Source organism: Phycicoccus sp. HDW14 (genome assembly GCF_011383005.1).
In the GTDB taxonomy this organism is placed as follows: Bacteria; Actinomycetota; Actinomycetes; order Actinomycetales; family Dermatophilaceae; genus Phycicoccus.
Genome location: NZ_CP049935.1, coordinates 2,760,190 through 2,776,484 on the forward strand (window position 1 = coordinate 2,760,190; position 16,295 = coordinate 2,776,484).

Here is a 16,295-nt window from a genome sequence, read left to right on the forward strand (position 1 = left end):
AACAGAACGTCCACACCGTCTCGTGGGCGTGCGGTCGTTCCCCGAAGGCTCCATGAAGGTTCGATGAAGAACCTCGACCGCAGCCCTGTCAGGTGACGTAGCCGAGCGTGGTCATCATGCCGGTCTCGGCGTGGTAGGCGTTGTGGCAGTGGGCGGCCCACTGGCCCGGGTTGTCGGCGTCGAGGTCCAGCACGAGACGCTGCATCGGCCGCAGCAGCACGGTGTCCTTGCGGACTCCGCTGCCGCGCACGGCGAAGGTGTGCCCGTGCAGGTGGAAGGGGTGGACCATCATCGACATGTTGCTGACGGCCAGGGAGACGCGCTCGTTGGAGCGGACTTCGAGGGGGTCGGCGTCGGGGAAGCTCTGGCCGTTGATGGTCCAGCGGTAGGGGTTCATCGAGCCGGAGAGAACCAGGTCGTGCGTGCGGTCGCTCTCTCGGGCCGCGATGGCGGTGCCCGCCAACGGACGGAGGCTCTCCAGCGACAGGACGGCGCCGGGGCGGTGGTCGCCGCTGCGGAGGCCAGAGGAGAGCCGCTCGCGGTCCGCACGAGGGCCAGTGCCTGCCCGTCCTTGCCTTCGGGGGTCGCCGTGAGCGGGAAGGCGCCGTCGCCGAGCGTGACCAGCAGGTCGTAGCGCTCCCCCATCGCGATGAGGAGCGAGTCGCCCTCGACCGGCTCCACGGGCCAGCCGTCGCTGTGGGTGAGCGTTAGGCGGTGCCCGGCGAGGGAGAGCCGGAAGACGGTGTCCGAGGCGGCGTTGACGACGCGCAGGCGGATGCGGTCGCCCGGCGCCGCCCGCAGCACGTCGGGGTCGGATGGGACGCGACCGTTGACGAGGTAGTGGGGTAGACGACATCGCCGCCACCGCCGGACATCCCGCGCATCCCGCGCATCCCGCCAGAGCCCATGCCCCCCATGCCGCTCATCGAGCCACCCATCATGCCGCCCATGCCGTGCCCTCCGGAGGCGCCGCCGTCGTCCGTGCCCGATCCGGCGGTCAGCCCGGCCAGCACGTCGTCCGGGGTACGCCCGGTGCCGTCGACCCAGTCGTCGAGGACGAGAACCCACTCGTCGTCGTAGCGGCCGGGCTCGTGCGGGTCCTCGACGACGAGGACGCCGTAGAGACCGCGGTCGAGCTGGACGCCGACGTGGGGGTGGAAGAAGTAGGTACCGGGGTCCGGCGCGGTGAACTCGTACCGGAAGGACCCGCGCGGGCGGATCGCCTCCTGCGTCATCATCGGTACGCCGTCCATGTCGTTGCGCAGCCGGATGCCGTGCCAGTGCACCGAGGTGTCGGTAGGCAGGTCGTTGCGCACGTCGACGCGCAGCACCTGGCCGGCATCGACCCGCAGGGTCGGCCCGGGAACTGTGCCACCGAAGGCCCAGGTGTCGACGACCACGCCGCCGAGGTCGACGGTGGTGGGGGCAGCACGCAACGAGGCGGTGACCAGCCCGCGGGCGTGGCGGGCGGCCTCGGTGGAGGCCACCGCGGCCGAGCGCGGCCCGACGGGCCGGGCGCCGCCCCCGCACGCGCTGAGTGCTCCAAGGCCCAGCAGGCCGAGCCCACCGGTGAGGACGCTGCGGCGGGTGGCGCTCATCGGCGCGCCACCACGTCCTGCGAGGCGCTCTCGTCGACCCCGGCCCGGGCGCCGGGGCGCACCAGCGCCACGACGGCGAGGACCACCAGGGCCCACAGCGCGGTGACCACGCTGCCCATCACCAGCCACATCACCCAGCCGGTGCCCACGAACCCGTTCATCATCGGGACCATCTCCTTCGTCTCGTCCTCGAGGGTGCGTGCCGAGCCCGACGGTCGCGTCGAGGTGGCGTGAAGGTTCGATGAAGATGCCCGCGGGGGTACCGGCACCGGCGGGAACCGACCGTGGACGCGTGACACCATCAGCACCATGCAGAGCGTCCCGACCTCCCCGACCACCCCGGGGGTCCGCGCGCTGGTGGTTGAGGACGAGGTCCACATGGCGCGCCTGATCGGCAGCTACCTCGAGCGCGCCGGGATGGAGGCGCACGTCGTCCACGACGGCCCGGCCGGCTTGGAGGCCGCCCGCGAGGTCGACCCCGACGTCGTCGTGCTCGACCTCGGCCTGCCCGGCTTGGACGGCATCGAGGTCTGCCGGCAGCTGCGGACCTTCTCCGACGCCTACGTCGTCATGGTCACCGCGCGCGATGACGAGGTCGACACCCTCATCGGCCTGTCCGTCGGCGCCGACGACTACCTGACCAAGCCGTTCTCTCCTCGCGAGCTCGTCGCCCGCATCCAGGTGATGTTCCGCCGCCCCCGCCGACCCACGCACCCCGAGCCCACCGACCACGCCCTGACCGTCGGCCGGCTCGCCGTCGACCCGGTCGGCCGCGAGGTGTGGCTTGACCAGGAACCGGTCCACCTGACGCGCACCGAGTTCGACGTTCTCGCAGCCCTCGCCGGCAACCCGCGGATGGCGTTCTCCCGGCGCCAGCTCATCGACGCCGTGTGGGGACCGGAGTGGGTCGGCGACGAGCACCTCGTTGACGTCCACGTCGGGCACCTGCGGCGCAAGCTCGGCGACGACGCCACCGACCCGGTCTTCGTGAGGACCGTGCGCGGGGTCGGCTACCGGATGGGCCCCGGCGCATGAGCCGCACGCGTCCTCGCGCAACGCGCGGCTTCGGAGCGCGGCTGCTCCTCACCCAGGCGCTGCTGCTCGTCGCGGGCGCCGTCACCGCCTATCTCGTGGCCTCCCTCGTGGGCCCGGGGCTCTTCCACCAGCACCTCCTCGAGGCCGGCACCGACCCGAGCAGCTCGGAGACCTACCACCTCGAGATGGCCTTCCGCGACGCGCTCCTGGTGGCGATGGGCGTCGCCCTGCTGGTCTCCGTCGGCGCCGCGCTGGCCGTCAGCGTGTGGTTCACCCGCCGGGTCCAGCGCTCGACTCGCCGCGTCGTCGACGCCGCCGCCGACGTCGCCGCCGGGCGCTACGACGTGCGCGTCCCGGCCTCCGGCCTCGGGGTCGAGCTGGACCGGATGTCGAGCACCATCAACGAGCTCGGCGCGCGCCTGGAGCAGGTCGAGGGCACCCGCCGCCGGATGCTCAGCGATCTCGGCCACGAGCTGCGCACCCCGCTGGCCACCGTCGAGGCCCACCTCGAGGCGCTCGAGGACGGCGTGATCGTCCCGGACGCCACGACCTTCGCGGTGCTGCGCTCGAGCACCCACCGCCTGCGCCGCCTCGCCGACGACCTCGGCGCGGTCAGCCGCGCACAGGAGGGCCGCCTCGAGCTGCACCCCGTCCGAGTCGACCTCGGTGGGTTGGTCGACGACGTCGTGGCCACGGAGACAGCAGCCTTCGAGACTCGCGGGGTCACTCTGCGGACCGACCCCGCGGCTGCGGCGGTCATCATCGACGCCGACCCCGAGCGCCTCGGTCAGGTCCTGACGAACCTCCTGCGCAACGCCCTGCGGCACACGTCGGCCGGGGGCACCGTCACCGTGCGCACCGCGCAGGACGGAACCCACGCGGTCCTGCACGTCGTGGACGACGGCGAGGGCATCACCCCCGAGCACCTGCCCCACGTCTTCGAGCGCTTCTACCGGGCCGACTCCTCCCGCACCACCGCCGACGGGGGCGGCTCGGGCATCGGCCTGACGATCAGCCGCGCCATCGCCGAGGCCCACGGCGGCACCCTGACCGCGCGCAGCCAGGGCGCAGGCACCGGAGCCACCTTCGCGCTTCGACTGCCGCGCGCCTGACCGCGGTCGGCCGTTCGCGACGGAGCCCGAGACCGTCCGCACGACCGGACAACGGCGCAGCCAGCCCGTGAGCGCGGTCAGCAGACCGACGGCGGCGGCGGTCATCGTCGCGTGGTCCGACGGGAAGGGCACGTCGGTCGTGCGCTGGACACCGCGGCGTGCTGCTCTCGCCTGTGCCGAACCTGTAGGACGACACCCACTTGCGAAGTACCCCTAGGGGCATACGTTGATGTGTACAGGTACCCGGTAGGGGTATCAGAACGAAAGGTTGACACCATGAGCACGACCGAGTTCCGAGTCACCGGCATGACCTGCGGGCACTGCGAGATGTCCGTCCGCGAAGAGGTCAGCGAGCTCCCAGGCGTCGAGGTCCTCGAGGTCGACGCCTCGTCCGGGCGGCTCCTGGTCGGCGGTGACCAGGTCGACGAGGCGCAGGTGCTGGCCGCCGTGGAGGAAGCCGGGTACACCGCCGTGCCAGCCCGATGAGCGCCGCCACCCGTCTGGCGCTCTTCGGGGCCGCCCTGGCCCTGGTCTTCGTCGCCTCCTTCACCGCCGCCGGCACACTCGTGCCGCAGGCGGTGGTGACCCGCTGGGAGCACCAGGGACAAACGCCCCACACCCCCGCCTCCACCACACCGCACCCGCACGGAGGGTCCGAGCGATGAGCACCACCACACCCGGGACAGGCCAGGCCATCGAGCTGCAGATCGGCGGCATGACCTGCGCCTCCTGCGCCAACCGGATCGAGCGCAAGCTGAACAAGCTCGACGGCGTCCAGGCCAGCGTCAACTACGCCACCGAGAAGGCCACCGTCACCACCCCGAGGGCTACGACCCCGCCGCACTCGTCGCCGAGATCGAGAAGACCGGCTACACCGCGGCCCTGCCGACGCCGGCTCCCCCACGGGCCCGCCGAGCGAGGACGCACCCGACCCCGAGCTGGCCGGGCTGCGGCAGAGGCTGATCGGCGCCGCTACCCTGTCGGTCCCGGTCATCGCGATGTCGATGGTCCCCGCGCTGCAGTTCACGTACTGGCAATGGGCCAGCCTCACCCTGGCGGCGCCTGTCATTCTCTGGGCCGCGTGGCCGTTCCACCGCGCCGCGTGGGCGAACCTGCGCCACGGCAGCGCCACCATGGACACCCTCATCTCGATGGGGACCCTCGCCGCGTTCCTGTGGTCCCTCTACGCCCTCTTCCTCGGCACCGCCGGCACACCGGGCATGACCCACCCGTTCGAGCTGACCATCGCCCCCTCGGACGGCGCCGCCAACATCTACCTCGAGGTCGGCGCCGGCGTGACCCTGTTCATCCTCGCCGGGCGCTACTTCGAGAAGCGCTCCAAGCGCCAGGCCGGCGCCGCCCTGCGCGCCCTGCTGGAGATGGGCGCCAAGGAGGTCTCCCTCCTGCGCGACAGCGTCGAGACCAAGATCCCGGTCGAGCAGCTCATTGCGGGCCAGGAGTTCGTCGTGCGCCCCGGGGAGAAGATCGCCACCGACGGCGTCGTCGTCGCCGGGACCTCCGCCGTCGACGCCTCCATGCTCACCGGCGAGTCGGTGCCGGTCGAGGTCACGGTCGGCGACGCCGTCGCCGGCGCCACCGTCAACGCCGGCGGCCGTCTCGTCGTACGCGCCACCCGGGTCGGCGCCGACACCCAGCTGGCCCAGATGGCCCGGCTCGTCGAGGAGGCGCAGACCGGCAAGGCCGCCGTGCAGCGCCTGGCCGACCGCATCTCGGGCGTCTTCGTCCCCGTCGTCATCGCCATCGCCGCCGCGACCCTCGGCGCCTGGCTCGGCGCGGGCTTCCCCGTCTCCGCGGCCTTCACCGCCGCCGTCGCGGTCCTGGTCATCGCCTGCCCCTGCGCCCTCGGCCTGGCCACCCCCACCGCGCTGCTCGTCGGAACCGGTCGCGGAGCCCAGCTCGGCATCCTCATCAAGGGCCCCGAGGTCCTGGAGTCCACGCGCACCATCGACACCGTGGTGCTTGACAAGACCGGCACCGTCACCACCGGCCGGATGACCCTCACCGACGTCGTCACCGAGCGCGGCGAGGACCGGCCTCAGGTGATGCGGCTCGCCGGAGCGCTCGAGGCTGCCTCCGAGCACCCCATCGCCCAAGCGGTAGCCCGCGCCGCCGCCGACGAGACCGGGCCCCTCCCGACGCCCGAGGACTTCGCCAACCTCGAAGGTCGCGGGGTCCAGGGCGTCATCGACGGCCACGCCGTCGTCGTCGGGCGCCCCTCCTTGCTCGCCGACTGGTCACAGCACCTCTCCCCCGCTCTCCTGCAGGCCAAGTCGCGCGCCGAGTCCGAGGGCAAGACGGTCGTCGCCGTCGGCTGGGACGGGCAGCCGCGCGCCGTGCTCGTCGTCGCGGACACCGTCAAGCCCACCAGTGCCGAGGCGGTCCGCGAGCTGCGCGCCATAGGCCTGACCCCGATGCTCCTCACCGGCGACAACGAGGCCGTCGCCCGGCACATCGCCGCCCAGGTCGGCATCGAGCAGGTCATCGCCGACGTGATGCCCCAGGACAAGGCCCAGGTCGTGTCCCGCCTCCAGGCGGAGGGCCGGACGGTCGCCATGGTCGGCGACGGCGTCAACGACGCTCCCGCCCTCGCCCTCGCCGACCTCGGCCTGGCCATGGGCACCGGCACCGACGTCGCCATCGAAGCCTCCGACATCACCCTCGTGCGCGGAGACCTGCGCTCCGCCGTCGATGCGATCCGCCTCTCCCGCGCCACCCTGCGCACCATCAAGACCAACCTGTTCTGGGCGTTCGCCTACAACGTGGCCGCCCTCCCCTGGCCGCGCTCGGTTTGCTCAACCCGATGCTCGCCGGCGCTGCCATGGCCTTCTCCAGCGTCTTCGTCGTCGGCAACAGCCTGCGCCTGCGCGCCTTCACCGGCACCACCACTCAGCCAAACCACACCCCGAGGACCCCCATGCCTGAGCCCACCAACCCCGAGCACCACCACGGCTACATCAGCGAGAAGGACGGCTACCTCAACCGGATGCGCCGCATCGAGGGTCAGGCCCGAGGCGTCGCCCGGATGATCGATCAGGAGCAGTACTGCATCGACATCCTCACCCAGATCAGCGCCCTCAACCGGGCCCTGGAAGGCGTCGCCCTCGGCCTCATGGACGACCACCTCGCCCACTGCGTCCTGGACGCCGTCCGCGCCGGCGAGGACCAGGGCACCGCCAAACTCAAGGAAGCCTCCGACGCCATCCGCCGCCTCGTGCGCTCCTGACCACGCCTGACCCCACGCGTGCCGACGCACTCGCGGGGCACGCCCCACCCACTCATCCCCGGGAGGACCCATGGCCGGCCACGCCGAGCACGCCCCCACCCACAGCGACCGCGACCAACACGGCGGTCACGCCACCGGCGGCGTGGCCCGTATGGCCGTCAGCGCCACCCTGCACTGCTTGACCGGCTGCGCCATCGGCGAGATCGCCGGCCTCATCATCGGCACCGCCGCCGGGCTCGGCAACGCGAGCACCATCGTCATCTCCATCGCCCTGGCCTTCCTCTTCGGCTACACCCTCTCCACCCTCCCCCTGCTCAAGGCCGGGCTCGCCGTCGGAACCGCCCTGCGCGTCGTGCTCGCCGCCGACACGGTCTCCATCGCGACCATGGAGGTCACCGACAACGTCGTCATGACCCTCATCCCCGGCGCCATGACCGCCGGCCTGGTCAACATCGTCTTCTGGGTCGGCATGGCCATCTCCCTCGCCGTCGCCTTCTTCGCCGCCTACCCCGTCAACGCCTACCTGCTCAAGCGCGGCAAGGGCCACGCCCTCACCCACGGGTACCACGACGCCGCACCCTCCCAAGGAGCACGGCGCCTCATCCCCACGCTCGGCACCGGCGCCCTCATCGCCACCCTGACCGCATTCATGCTCGGCGGCCTGGTGGTCTCCATCGCCGACAGCCTCAGCACCTGAGGCCCTCGAGCGGACGTGATCACGCTGACCGAGGAACCACGGGAACGGATCTCCTACGCCTTTGTCCATGTCGCCCAAGGAGCCAGGGCAACGAGGGCGCTCGACGTGGCCGCCGTGCGTACCGCCGGCGTTCCACAGCGCATCCATTCGTCTGTCCTCCGGCCCCCGGCTTCTGGAGCCCCCCAGGCAAGCGTCGGCGACCTCCAGTGCGACGACCGACGGGCTTGAACTGCGCCCCAGAGGCCTGCTCGACCACCTCCCCACGGACACCAACACGCGACCCGACCGCGACAGCCACCCCCGAGCTCGAAGGCCTGTCCACGACCGAGGCATGACCCCAACCACCCATCAACTGCACACCTCTTGCATTGCCGGCCGGCTCAGTCGTTGTCACGACTCCCGAGATGTCCCTGGAGGAGGGAGGAACAAGCCTTCGATGTCGTGACAACGACAGCGCCTGCCGGAGAGTCGAATCCTGCCCCTGGACGCGGGGGGCTCGACCAGCTGACAGTCTTGGACCTCGGCGAGGAACAGACGGCGTCGGCACGTGATGCGACGGCGTCGCCGAGGTCGCATGCGCCGGCTGGCCGCAAGGCCAACGAACGCCCGGAGGTGATCCGCTGCCTCTGGTGCGGCGCTACCTCTCCCGCCCCAGCCCGCGGTCGAGTCCCCAAGTGGTGCTCCGACGCCTGCCGGCACCGCGCCTGGGAGCAACGCCGCGCGGCCGCCTCCGGGCTTTGTGCCATGGAGGTCGTGGAGCGCGTCGTCGAAGTCGTCAAGACCCAACGCGTGATCGAGCAGGTGCGAGTGGAGGTGACTGCGGAGGGCCGCCTGCGGGCATTCTCGGACTACGCCTCGATCCTGTCCGAGCTCTCGCTCAGGCTCGACACCGGTCGGATCTACGACCGCGACCTCGCCTCGTTGACCGCCGCAATGACCACACTCGTCGACGCATTCAACCGCCGATGTCGGTGACCCACACGGCGTCGGAAACGGTCGCTCATGCCGATGACAGCATGTGCACCGCGAGCCCTTCCGACAAGGCGATGCGGGCGCGCAGACTGGGCCCATGAGCGCCGAGCCCATCGTCACCGCCGTTGACCTAAACGACGAGGGGCGCGTGTGGTGCTGGTGCTGCGGCTCCACCGACTCACCAGATCGAATGGTTCATCTGGGCGACCACCCAGAGGTGCACCTCTGCTTGCAGTGCGCCCATTTTGTGCACCAGCAGGCCTGGGAGATCGAGGACGTGGGCAAGCACGGGCCGGCCGCATTCGCGCGGGATCAGTTCCGCAACCTCCGCGCTGAGGTCATACGCCGAGGGTGGCACCACAACAAGCTCATGGGTGGCAAGCTCCGCTGGCTCGGCAAGTACCTTCCCTAGCCATGGACATCGAACTGCTGGTCATCCCGGACTGCCCCAACGACGACGCCGCCGCCGAGTTGATCAGGACCGCCGTGGCAGACACTCGGGTGCGGGCCACGATTACCCGCACCGTCATCGCCAGCCTCGGCGACGCGCAGCAGCGTGGCTTCTCGGGCTCCCCGACAATCCTGCTCAACGGCGTCGATCCGTTCGCGCGGCCCGACGCGCCGGTGGCGCTGTCCTGTCGGCTCTACTCCACCCCAGAAGGACTGCGAGGCATCCCGGCGCTGCGCGACCTGCGACAAGCGCTTAAGCAGGTCGCCGCAGGCTAAACCGCCCAAGCAAGTGACCGCTCATGCCGCCTCGCGGATGCCTGACAACCAGCAGCAACATGTTCGCTCGACGTGCGATGTTTGGCTCCGAAGATCGGAGGCACGACATGTCCAGGCCGGAACTGCGTTTGGTCGCTGACTACGGCGCGAGCCCGTTGTGGACCGTCAACGGCAACGTTCCTATTGACGACCTGCCGCTCAGCCCCCGCCTGAAGGCCGAGCTCGACCGCTGGGCCAAGGAGTTCGACGCGACTACGCCCAAGGGCACGCGGATGAAGCGCGGAGGCCACGTGCCAACTGACTGGGCCGAACGGGGCCAGCGGCTGGCACGTGAGCTTCAGGCCGAGGTCTATGACACGTTCGAAGTCGTCTACGACCCTGACCTCTGACACGTCCGCTCATGCCGCACAGGGTGCGCCACCGCCGCTCCGTCACGCTCAGCGATGACGCCGCGCGGAGACTCGATACACAGCGCATCTCGGGAGGGCGTGGTTGCGGATCCCGGGATCGCTGACAGGTTCAGCGTCCCCGAGGGAGCCGCGCCTGGGCCTTGGGGGCAGGAGGTGGCAGACATGACCACGACTGCACGACGTTCCTACGAGTCGCTCGCCCAGGCCGCTGAGCGGACCGGGATCAGCACTCGCACACTCCGCCGTCACATCTCGGCTGGCGACCTGACGGCCTACCGGTGCGGGCGCCTGTTGCGGCTGGACCCGGACGACGTGGACCGCATGATGGTTCGAGTCCCGAACGGTCGATGACCAAGTCCGCTATTCACCTGTAGGAGTGGACATCCGGGACAACGCGTCGGCGATCTGTCGGTCACGGCCCTGCGCCGCATGCTGGTAGCGCAACGACGCGTTGACGCTGCTGTGGCCGAGGCGCTGCTGGAGCTCAGCCAGGGTCGCTCCGGCCATCGCGGCCATGGTGGCTCCGGTGTGGCGGAGGTCATGGAGCCGGAGGTCCGGGCGGCCGGCCGCCTCACGAGCAGCCCGCCACGGCTTGTACAGAGTCGATGGCTGGAGACTCGACACCCCATCTGCGCCGGGGAAGAGCAGGGCATCCGCATCCACACCGGTGAAGGTGTCGAGATGATGAGCGATCGCCGGCAGGACGTGCGGTGGGATGGCGACCGTCCGCGTCCCCGCTGCCGACTTCGGTGTGCCGATGACCGCGCGACCTCGAACCTGCGACACGGCACGCTCCACCCGCACCGTCCCAGTCTGGAGGTCGACGTCCCGGCGGCGGAGCTCCAACAACTCACCCGCGCGGAGCGCACACCATGCTGCAAGCAGGACCAGAGCGCGGTACTGCTCGGGCATCGCCTCGACGACCGCCGCGATCTCCTCGACCGTTGCCGGCCGCACCTCACGGGCCCGCGTCGTGTTCGACGCACCGCGGATGCGGCACGGGTTGGTCGTGATCAGGTCATCCGACAGCGCGGTGTTGAGGATCGCCTTGAGCAGCGCATAGGACCGGGCGCGGATGGTCGGTGTGCTCGGGTCCATCTCGCCCCACCATGCGCGTACGTCAGCGGGAGTCACGGCGACCAGCGGCTGCTCACCGAAGGTCGGGAGGAGATAGCGCGCGAGGAGGTGCTCGTAGCCCTCACGCGTCTTCGGCTTGAGGCCTCGAGTGGCGACCCATGAGGCCGAGTAGCCGGCGAAGGTCACGACCGATGGTGCGGGCGTCGGCGGCTCGGGACGTTTCCACTCCCCCAGGATGATGCGCTGCCGTTCGAGGCCGAGCCAGCCTTCGGCGTCGCCCTTGGAGAGGAAGGTCATCGGGGCATTGAGCCGACGCAGGTCGGGGGCCACGTAGCTCGCCTGCCACCGCCCCGAGGGCAGCCTGCGGATGCGCCCGAAGCCTCGGCGGCCGCTACGCCCGGCCACGCCCCGACCCGAACCTCAGCGGCGAACCGTGCCGCCCGCGTGCCATCTGCGTGCCATATCCACGGCTCGTGCCGTCCATCCGTGACCACCTCTGTCCGCTCGCTAGAGAGCGTCCTTAGAGGCATTTTTGCAGGTGAGAGGGCATACGACAAGGTCATGAGACGGAGCTGGCGGGGGGACTCGAACCCCCAACCCCCTGTTTACAAGACAGGTGCGCTACCGGTTGCGCCACGCCAGCGGGCCGGCCAGCGACCGGCGGCGACACACTCTAGCCGGGACGGGCAGCCCCACCGGCAGCTCAGGGAGCCGGCGACTCCTCCGCCGGTCCGGACGCCTCGGCGGGTCGGGCCGGCGCCGCGGCACGCGGTCGCACCGGACCCCCCGGCGACCCGTGCAGCACCGAGGCGACCACGCCCACGCCCATGACGGCCACCGTCCAGGCCAGCCCGAAGCGCAGCACGGCGTCCTCGACCGAGAGGTTGCCGCGGTAGACGAGCAGCCCCGCCGGCACGAACATCAGCACCCCGAACAGCGCACCGAAGCCGAAGCGCTCGGGCGAGTGGGCGACGCGGCGGCCCCGGCTCGCCACGTCACCCCACCGCCTGGACGGGGACGACGCCGGCCGGTTCGACGTCGACCACACCGGCCGTCGTCAGCTGCAGGTGCCCACCGAGCTCCTGGTAGGCCAGCACCGCGAGCTGCGGCGCGGTCGACTCCACGAGCCGGCGGACGGGTCGGCGCAGCGGCTGCGCGCAGACGAGCACCGGCTGGACGCCCCGCTCCTCCACCACCCGCGACACCCGGGCCGCCTCGGTGACGACCTGCTCCGCGAGGAACGGGTCGAGGGCCAGCTGCACCCCGGCCTCCGAGGGCCGCAGCGCCTCGAGGAGCCGCTGCTCCAGGCGCGGCTCGAAGGTCAGCACGTGCAGCTCGCCGCCCACGGCGTGCGAGGCCGCGATGGCCGGACCGAGCGCCAGGCGTGCCGCCTCGACGAGGCCGTCGGGGTCGGTGGAGACCCTGGCGCGCAACGAGATCGCCTCGAAGATGCGAACCAGGTCGCGGATGGCGACGCCCTCGGCGAGCAGGCCCTTGAGGCAGCGCTGCACCTCACCGAGCGAGAGCGGCGAGGGGGTCAGCTCGTCGACGACCTGCGGGTGCGTGGCACGGACAGCGTCGACGAGCAGCTTGACGTCCTCGCGCCCGAGCAGGTCGGCGGCGTGGCGGCGCACGGTCTCGGCGAGGTGCGTCGTGATGACCGAGGAGCGGTCGACGACCGTGCCGTCGAGCGCCTCGGCCCGGCCGCGCAGGTGGGCCGCGACCCACTTCGCCTCGAGCCCGAAGACCGGCTCGCGGGTGGGCGTCCCGTCGAGGTGGTTGATCGCGTCGCCGATGACGAGCACGTGGCCGCCCGGAGCCTCGGCCCGCGCGACCTCGACGCCGTGGACGCGGATCGCGTAGGTGTGCGAGGGCAGGTCGAGGTTGTCGCGGGTGCGCACGAGCGGGATGACGATGCCGAGCTCCATGGCCAGCTTGCGGCGCAGTGCCTTGACCCGACCGAGCAGGTCGCCGCCGTTGTCGGTGTCGACGAGGCTGATGAGGTCGAAGGCCAGCTCGAGCTCGAGCGGCTCGACGCGGATGTCCTGGGCGAGCACCTCGGGGCTGTCGGGCGACGGCTCGGACTGCTTGGCCTCGACCGCCTCCTGCGCCTTGCGGGCCGCCTCGCGCTCCTCGAGCTTCGGCATCGAGCGGGCCAGGACGAGAGCGCCGCCGCCGACGAGGAGGAACGGCAGCTTCGGCAGCGACGGCACGAGGGCCAGCGCCATGATGACGACGCCGGCCAGCTGGATCGCCCCGCGCTGGGCGCCGAACTGGTGGAGGATGTCGCCGCCCATGTCGCGGTCGGTCGCGGCGCGCGTGACGATGATGCCGGTCGACATCGAGAGCAGCAGGGCCGGGATCTGCGACACGAGCCCGTCACCGACCGAGAGCAGGCTGTAGGTGCTCACGGCGTCGCCGATCGACTGGCCGTTCTGCGCGACGCCGATGACGAGGCCGCCGATGAGGTTGACGAGCGTGATGACGATGGCGGCGATCGCGTCGCCCTTGACGAACTTCGAGGCACCGTCCATCGCGCCGTAGAAGTCGGCCTCGGCCGCGACATCGGCCCGCCGCTGGCGCGCCTGGTCCTCGTCGATGAGCCCCGAGTTGAGGTCGGCGTCGATGGCCATCTGCTTGCCGGGCATCGCGTCGAGGGTGAACCGGGCGGCGACCTCGGCGACGCGGCCGGCGCCGTTGGTGATGACGACGAACTGGATGACGATGAGGATGAGGAAGATGACGAGGCCGACGACGATCGAGCTGCCGACGACGACGTGACCGAACGCCTCGATGACCTTGCCCGCGAACCCGTCGACGAGCACGAGGCGGGTCGCGCTGACGTTGAGCGCCAGCCGGAACAGGGTCGCGACGAGCAGCAGCGACGGGAAGACGGCGAAGTCGAGCGGCCGGGTGACCCGCAGCGCGACGAGCAGCACGAGCACCGAGAGCGTGAGGTTCAGCGCGAGCAGCAGGTCGAGGACCATGCTCGGCACCGGCACGACCATGAGCACGACGACCGCGACGACGGCGCCGGGGATGCCGATCTGGCTCAGCCGCGCCGAGCGGGCCTTCTTCATCGCACCTCGCCAGGGGTCGGGGCAGGGGTCGGGTCAGTCATCTCGGGTCCCTCATCGGCAGGCGCACACCGGACCTGAGCGCTTCTCCCCCGCGAACGTGTGTGAAGACCGTCGGGGTGCCGACGGTCTTCACACACGTTCGCAGGAAGGTCGCCGGGAGCGAGCGCGCGGTCAGACGGCGACACCGACGCGCTCCCGTCCGGCCGAGGGGTTGCGGTGGATGCCGCTGACGATGCCGCGCCGCTTGAGCCCGACGACGAAGACGAACACCCCGGCGACCGCGTCGAACAGCTCCGACGGGATCTCCTCCCCGATGCCGCAGAGCCGGAAGACGGTGCGCGCCAACGGGATGTCCTCGACCATCGGCAGTCGCAGCTCGGCCGCCTCCTCGCGGATGCGGGTCGCCGCCGCCCCGGCGCCGCGGGCGACGACCCGGGGCGCACCACGGCCCGGCTCGTACTTCAGGGCGACGGCCACGTGCGTCGGGTTGACGAGCACGACGTCGGCCGAGGAGAGGTCGGCGAGCATGCGGTTGCGGCTCATCTGCCGCTGCTTGCCGCGGATCATCCCCTTGACGAACGGGTCGCCGTCGGTCTGCTTGTGCTCGCGCTTGACCTCGTCCATCGACATCTTCAGCGAGGTGCCGATCCGCCGGCGCTCGGCCGCGTAGTCGGCGGCGGCGAGCACCAGCCCGACACCGGCGACGACCTGGAGGACGTGGAGGGCGGCACCGACGGCCGCTGACGCCGCGGCCCGAGCGACCACGACCCCCCGCTCGTCATGAGCACGGCGACGTCGCGCAGCTGGGTGTAGCCGATCCAGCCGAACACGACGAACTTGAGCATCGTCTTGGCGAAGGTCCAGGCCGAGTGCGCGGACACGAGCTGCTTGAGGCCCTTGCCCGGGTTGAGCACCTTGAAGTTCGGCTTGAATTTGCCGGGGAAGACCCGTAGGCCGCCCTGCGCCCCGTTGCTCACGAGGGCGGCGGCGACCATCACGCCGAAGAACGGGGCCATGAGCCACAGCGCGTCGACCCCCGCCTGGCGCATCACCGCGATGCCCTGCTCGGGGCGCGGGTCGATGACCACCTCGCGCACGCCCTGGAGCAGGTCGGCCATCAGCTCGCCGAGCCCGGCGGCCAGCCGCGGCAGCAGCAGCGACGCGAGGAGCACCGCCACCCACGCGCTCAGCTCGGCGGTGCGCGGGACCTGTCCGTCCCGGCGGGCCTTCTTGAGCTTCTGCTGGGTCGGCTTCTCGGTCTTCGACGCCTTGTCGCTCACGCCGCCCTCACCCCGCCGCCCCCATCATCCGGGCCACCGACGTCATGTCCCGGCCGGCCTGGTCGAGCAGCCCGCTGACGACGCCGGGCAGCATCGCGAAGGCGATCCCGGCGAAGCTGATCGCGAGGACGATCTTCACGGGGAAGCTGATCGCGAAGATGTTGAGGGTGGGCACCGCGCGCGAGATGAGCCCGAGGGCCACCTCGGAGAGGAACAGGACGACGAGCACGGGGGCCGCCACCTGCAGCGCGCCACCGAGGAAGGTGCCGACGTCGTGGGTGACCAACCGGGCGAGGTCGCCGAGCGACATCGGGTGCAGCGGAACGACACTGAACGTCGAGATCAGCCCGCGCACGAGGAACAGGTGCCCGCCGGCGGCGAAGAGCATCGTGATGGCCAGCAGCTGCTGGATCCGCCCGAACATGCTCGCCGAGACGTTGGACAGCGGGTCGTAGAGGCTCGCGAGGGTGAAGCCGCTCGCGAGGTCGAGCAGTTCGCCGGCGGCCTGGACCACGGCGAACGCGGCGAGCACGACGAAGCCCATCACGGCCCCGACCGCCGCCTGGTAGAGCGCCGCCCCCGCGAGCGGCAGCAGCTCGAGGGCGGGGGTGGCCTGGCCGCGCAGCGAGGGCAGCACGGCCAGGGCCAGCGCGACCGCGAGCCCGGCCTTGACCCGCACCGGGACCGCCTTGCTGCTGAACGGCGGTGCGAGGAGGAAGAACGCCGAGAGCCGCACCGTCGCGAGCAGCATCGTGACGAAGGAGTCCGCGGCGAGCGAGATGGTCATCAGGCGAGCAGCTGGGGCAGCATCGCGAACATGCTGCGGGTGAAGGCCACGATCTCGGCGAGCATCCAGTGACCCGCGACGACGAGCACGACGGCGACCCCGAGCAGCTTCGGGACGAAGCTGAGGGTCACCTCCTGCACCTGCGTGACGGCCTGGAACAGGGAGATGACGAACCCGATGGCCAGCGCCGTGAGCAGCACGGGCAGGGCGAGCTTGGCGCTGACGATCATCGCCTGCACCCCGATGTGCACGATGTCCGCGTCGGTCATGTCGGCCT

Annotated in this window: 21 protein-coding genes, 1 tRNA gene and 2 pseudogenes; 12 read left to right on the plus strand and 12 right to left on the minus strand. The window is 71.2% G+C overall.

The features are described 5' to 3' along the window. Nucleotides 1–88: 88 nt before the first annotated feature. The 4 genes from G7075_RS21355 to G7075_RS13480 are packed head-to-tail and all read right to left on the minus strand — an operon-like array spanning nucleotide 89 to nucleotide 1,900. The gene (locus tag G7075_RS21355; RefSeq protein ID WP_240917614.1) at nucleotides 89–463 is read right to left on the minus strand and encodes a multicopper oxidase domain-containing protein; all 375 of its coding nucleotides are present in this window, start codon (nucleotides 461–463) and stop codon (nucleotides 89–91) included. Beyond that, a complete protein-coding gene (locus tag G7075_RS21360) occupies nucleotides 394–804 on the minus strand; it encodes a hypothetical protein (protein WP_240917615.1) in 411 nt (136 codons plus the stop codon). The genes G7075_RS21355 and G7075_RS21360 overlap by 70 nt, the downstream gene beginning before the upstream one ends. After that, the gene (locus G7075_RS21365) at nucleotides 708–1,598 is read right to left on the minus strand and encodes a multicopper oxidase domain-containing protein (RefSeq protein WP_240917616.1); all 891 of its coding nucleotides are present in this window, start codon (nucleotides 1,596–1,598) and stop codon (nucleotides 708–710) included. Before G7075_RS21365 ends, G7075_RS21360 begins: the two co-directional genes overlap by 97 nt. Next, the gene (locus tag G7075_RS13480; RefSeq protein ID WP_166122521.1) at nucleotides 1,595–1,900 is read right to left on the minus strand and encodes a hypothetical protein; all 306 of its coding nucleotides are present in this window, start codon (nucleotides 1,898–1,900) and stop codon (nucleotides 1,595–1,597) included. Before G7075_RS13480 ends, G7075_RS21365 begins: the two co-directional genes overlap by 4 nt. A gap of 7 nt (nucleotides 1,901–1,907) precedes the next feature. Between G7075_RS13480 and G7075_RS13485 the strand changes: the two genes are divergently transcribed. The 12 genes and pseudogenes from G7075_RS13485 to G7075_RS13540 all read left to right on the plus strand — a co-directional run bounded on the left by G7075_RS13485 (nucleotide 1,908) and on the right by G7075_RS13540 (nucleotide 10,145). Then, nucleotides 1,908–2,633: a response regulator transcription factor gene (locus tag G7075_RS13485; protein WP_166122523.1), complete on the plus strand. Its 726-nt coding sequence runs from the start codon at nucleotides 1,908–1,910 to the stop codon at nucleotides 2,631–2,633. Beyond that, nucleotides 2,630–3,745 (plus strand): cell wall metabolism sensor histidine kinase WalK, encoded by a 1,116-nt coding sequence (locus G7075_RS13490; RefSeq protein WP_166122525.1) that lies wholly within the window; start codon nucleotides 2,630–2,632, stop codon nucleotides 3,743–3,745. Before G7075_RS13485 ends, G7075_RS13490 begins: the two co-directional genes overlap by 4 nt. A 276-nt stretch (nucleotides 3,746–4,021) precedes the next feature. After that, a complete protein-coding gene (locus G7075_RS13495; protein WP_166122527.1) occupies nucleotides 4,022–4,231 on the plus strand; it encodes a heavy-metal-associated domain-containing protein in 210 nt (69 codons plus the stop codon). Continuing rightward, a complete protein-coding gene (locus G7075_RS13500; RefSeq protein WP_166122528.1) occupies nucleotides 4,228–4,410 on the plus strand; it encodes a hypothetical protein in 183 nt (60 codons plus the stop codon). The genes G7075_RS13495 and G7075_RS13500 overlap by 4 nt, the downstream gene beginning before the upstream one ends. Next, nucleotides 4,407–6,650, plus strand: a pseudogene (locus tag G7075_RS13505) (heavy metal translocating P-type ATPase); the annotation flags it as partial. The gene G7075_RS13500 and the pseudogene G7075_RS13505, both read left to right, overlap by 4 nt. A gap of 30 nt (nucleotides 6,651–6,680) precedes the next feature. Continuing rightward, complete coding sequence (locus G7075_RS13510) at nucleotides 6,681–6,989, plus strand: metal-sensitive transcriptional regulator (RefSeq protein WP_166124387.1); 309 nt, start codon at nucleotides 6,681–6,683, stop codon at nucleotides 6,987–6,989. Between the two features lie 70 nt (nucleotides 6,990–7,059). After that, on the plus strand, nucleotides 7,060–7,686 hold the full coding sequence (locus G7075_RS13515; protein ID WP_205860507.1) for a DUF4396 domain-containing protein: 627 nt from the start codon (nucleotides 7,060–7,062) through the stop codon (nucleotides 7,684–7,686). Nucleotides 7,687–8,439: 753 nt separating this feature from the next. Beyond that, nucleotides 8,440–8,661 carry a hypothetical protein gene (locus G7075_RS13520; protein ID WP_166122530.1) on the plus strand — a complete coding sequence of 74 codons (222 nt, stop codon included), beginning with the start codon at nucleotides 8,440–8,442 and terminating at the stop codon, nucleotides 8,659–8,661. A 94-nt stretch (nucleotides 8,662–8,755) separates the two neighbouring features. Continuing rightward, nucleotides 8,756–9,070: a hypothetical protein gene (locus G7075_RS13525; RefSeq protein WP_166122532.1), complete on the plus strand. Its 315-nt coding sequence runs from the start codon at nucleotides 8,756–8,758 to the stop codon at nucleotides 9,068–9,070. 2 nt (nucleotides 9,071–9,072) lie between these two features. Continuing rightward, nucleotides 9,073–9,384: a hypothetical protein gene (locus G7075_RS13530; RefSeq protein ID WP_166122534.1), complete on the plus strand. Its 312-nt coding sequence runs from the start codon at nucleotides 9,073–9,075 to the stop codon at nucleotides 9,382–9,384. A 107-nt stretch (nucleotides 9,385–9,491) separates the two neighbouring features. Continuing rightward, nucleotides 9,492–9,773: a hypothetical protein gene (locus tag G7075_RS13535; RefSeq protein WP_166122536.1), complete on the plus strand. Its 282-nt coding sequence runs from the start codon at nucleotides 9,492–9,494 to the stop codon at nucleotides 9,771–9,773. Between the two features lie 183 nt (nucleotides 9,774–9,956). Continuing rightward, complete coding sequence (locus G7075_RS13540) at nucleotides 9,957–10,145, plus strand: helix-turn-helix domain-containing protein (RefSeq protein ID WP_166122538.1); 189 nt, start codon at nucleotides 9,957–9,959, stop codon at nucleotides 10,143–10,145. Between the two features lie 9 nt (nucleotides 10,146–10,154). Here G7075_RS13540 and G7075_RS13545 read toward each other — a convergent pair whose 3' ends face one another. The 8 genes and pseudogenes from G7075_RS13545 to fliQ all read right to left on the minus strand — a co-directional run bounded on the left by G7075_RS13545 (nucleotide 10,155) and on the right by fliQ (nucleotide 16,287). Further along, nucleotides 10,155–11,201 (minus strand): site-specific integrase, encoded by a 1,047-nt coding sequence (locus G7075_RS13545; RefSeq protein WP_240917617.1) that lies wholly within the window; start codon nucleotides 11,199–11,201, stop codon nucleotides 10,155–10,157. 240 nt (nucleotides 11,202–11,441) lie between these two features. Then, nucleotides 11,442–11,514 (minus strand) — tRNA-Thr (locus G7075_RS13550). A 60-nt stretch (nucleotides 11,515–11,574) separates the two neighbouring features. Next, on the minus strand, nucleotides 11,575–11,865 hold the full coding sequence (locus G7075_RS13555; protein ID WP_166122542.1) for a hypothetical protein: 291 nt from the start codon (nucleotides 11,863–11,865) through the stop codon (nucleotides 11,575–11,577). Between the two features lies 1 nt (nucleotide 11,866). Then, complete coding sequence (gene flhA / locus G7075_RS13560; RefSeq protein WP_166122544.1) at nucleotides 11,867–13,951, minus strand: flagellar biosynthesis protein FlhA; 2,085 nt, start codon at nucleotides 13,949–13,951, stop codon at nucleotides 11,867–11,869. Nucleotides 13,952–14,122: 171 nt separating this feature from the next. Continuing rightward, entirely contained in the window at nucleotides 14,123–14,716 is a 594-nt protein-coding gene (locus G7075_RS22070) for an EscU/YscU/HrcU family type III secretion system export apparatus switch protein (RefSeq protein ID WP_256378029.1), read from the minus strand. A 38-nt stretch (nucleotides 14,717–14,754) separates the two neighbouring features. Continuing rightward, a pseudogene (locus tag G7075_RS22075) lies at nucleotides 14,755–15,231 on the minus strand (EscU/YscU/HrcU family type III secretion system export apparatus switch protein); the annotation flags it as partial. Nucleotides 15,232–15,238: 7 nt separating this feature from the next. Continuing rightward, entirely contained in the window at nucleotides 15,239–16,018 is a 780-nt protein-coding gene (locus G7075_RS13575; protein ID WP_166122548.1) for a flagellar biosynthetic protein FliR, read from the minus strand. Next, nucleotides 16,018–16,287 carry a flagellar biosynthesis protein FliQ gene (fliQ, locus tag G7075_RS13580; RefSeq protein WP_166122550.1) on the minus strand — a complete coding sequence of 90 codons (270 nt, stop codon included), beginning with the start codon at nucleotides 16,285–16,287 and terminating at the stop codon, nucleotides 16,018–16,020. The genes G7075_RS13575 and fliQ overlap by 1 nt, the downstream gene beginning before the upstream one ends. Between the last annotated feature and the right edge of the window lie 8 nt (nucleotides 16,288–16,295).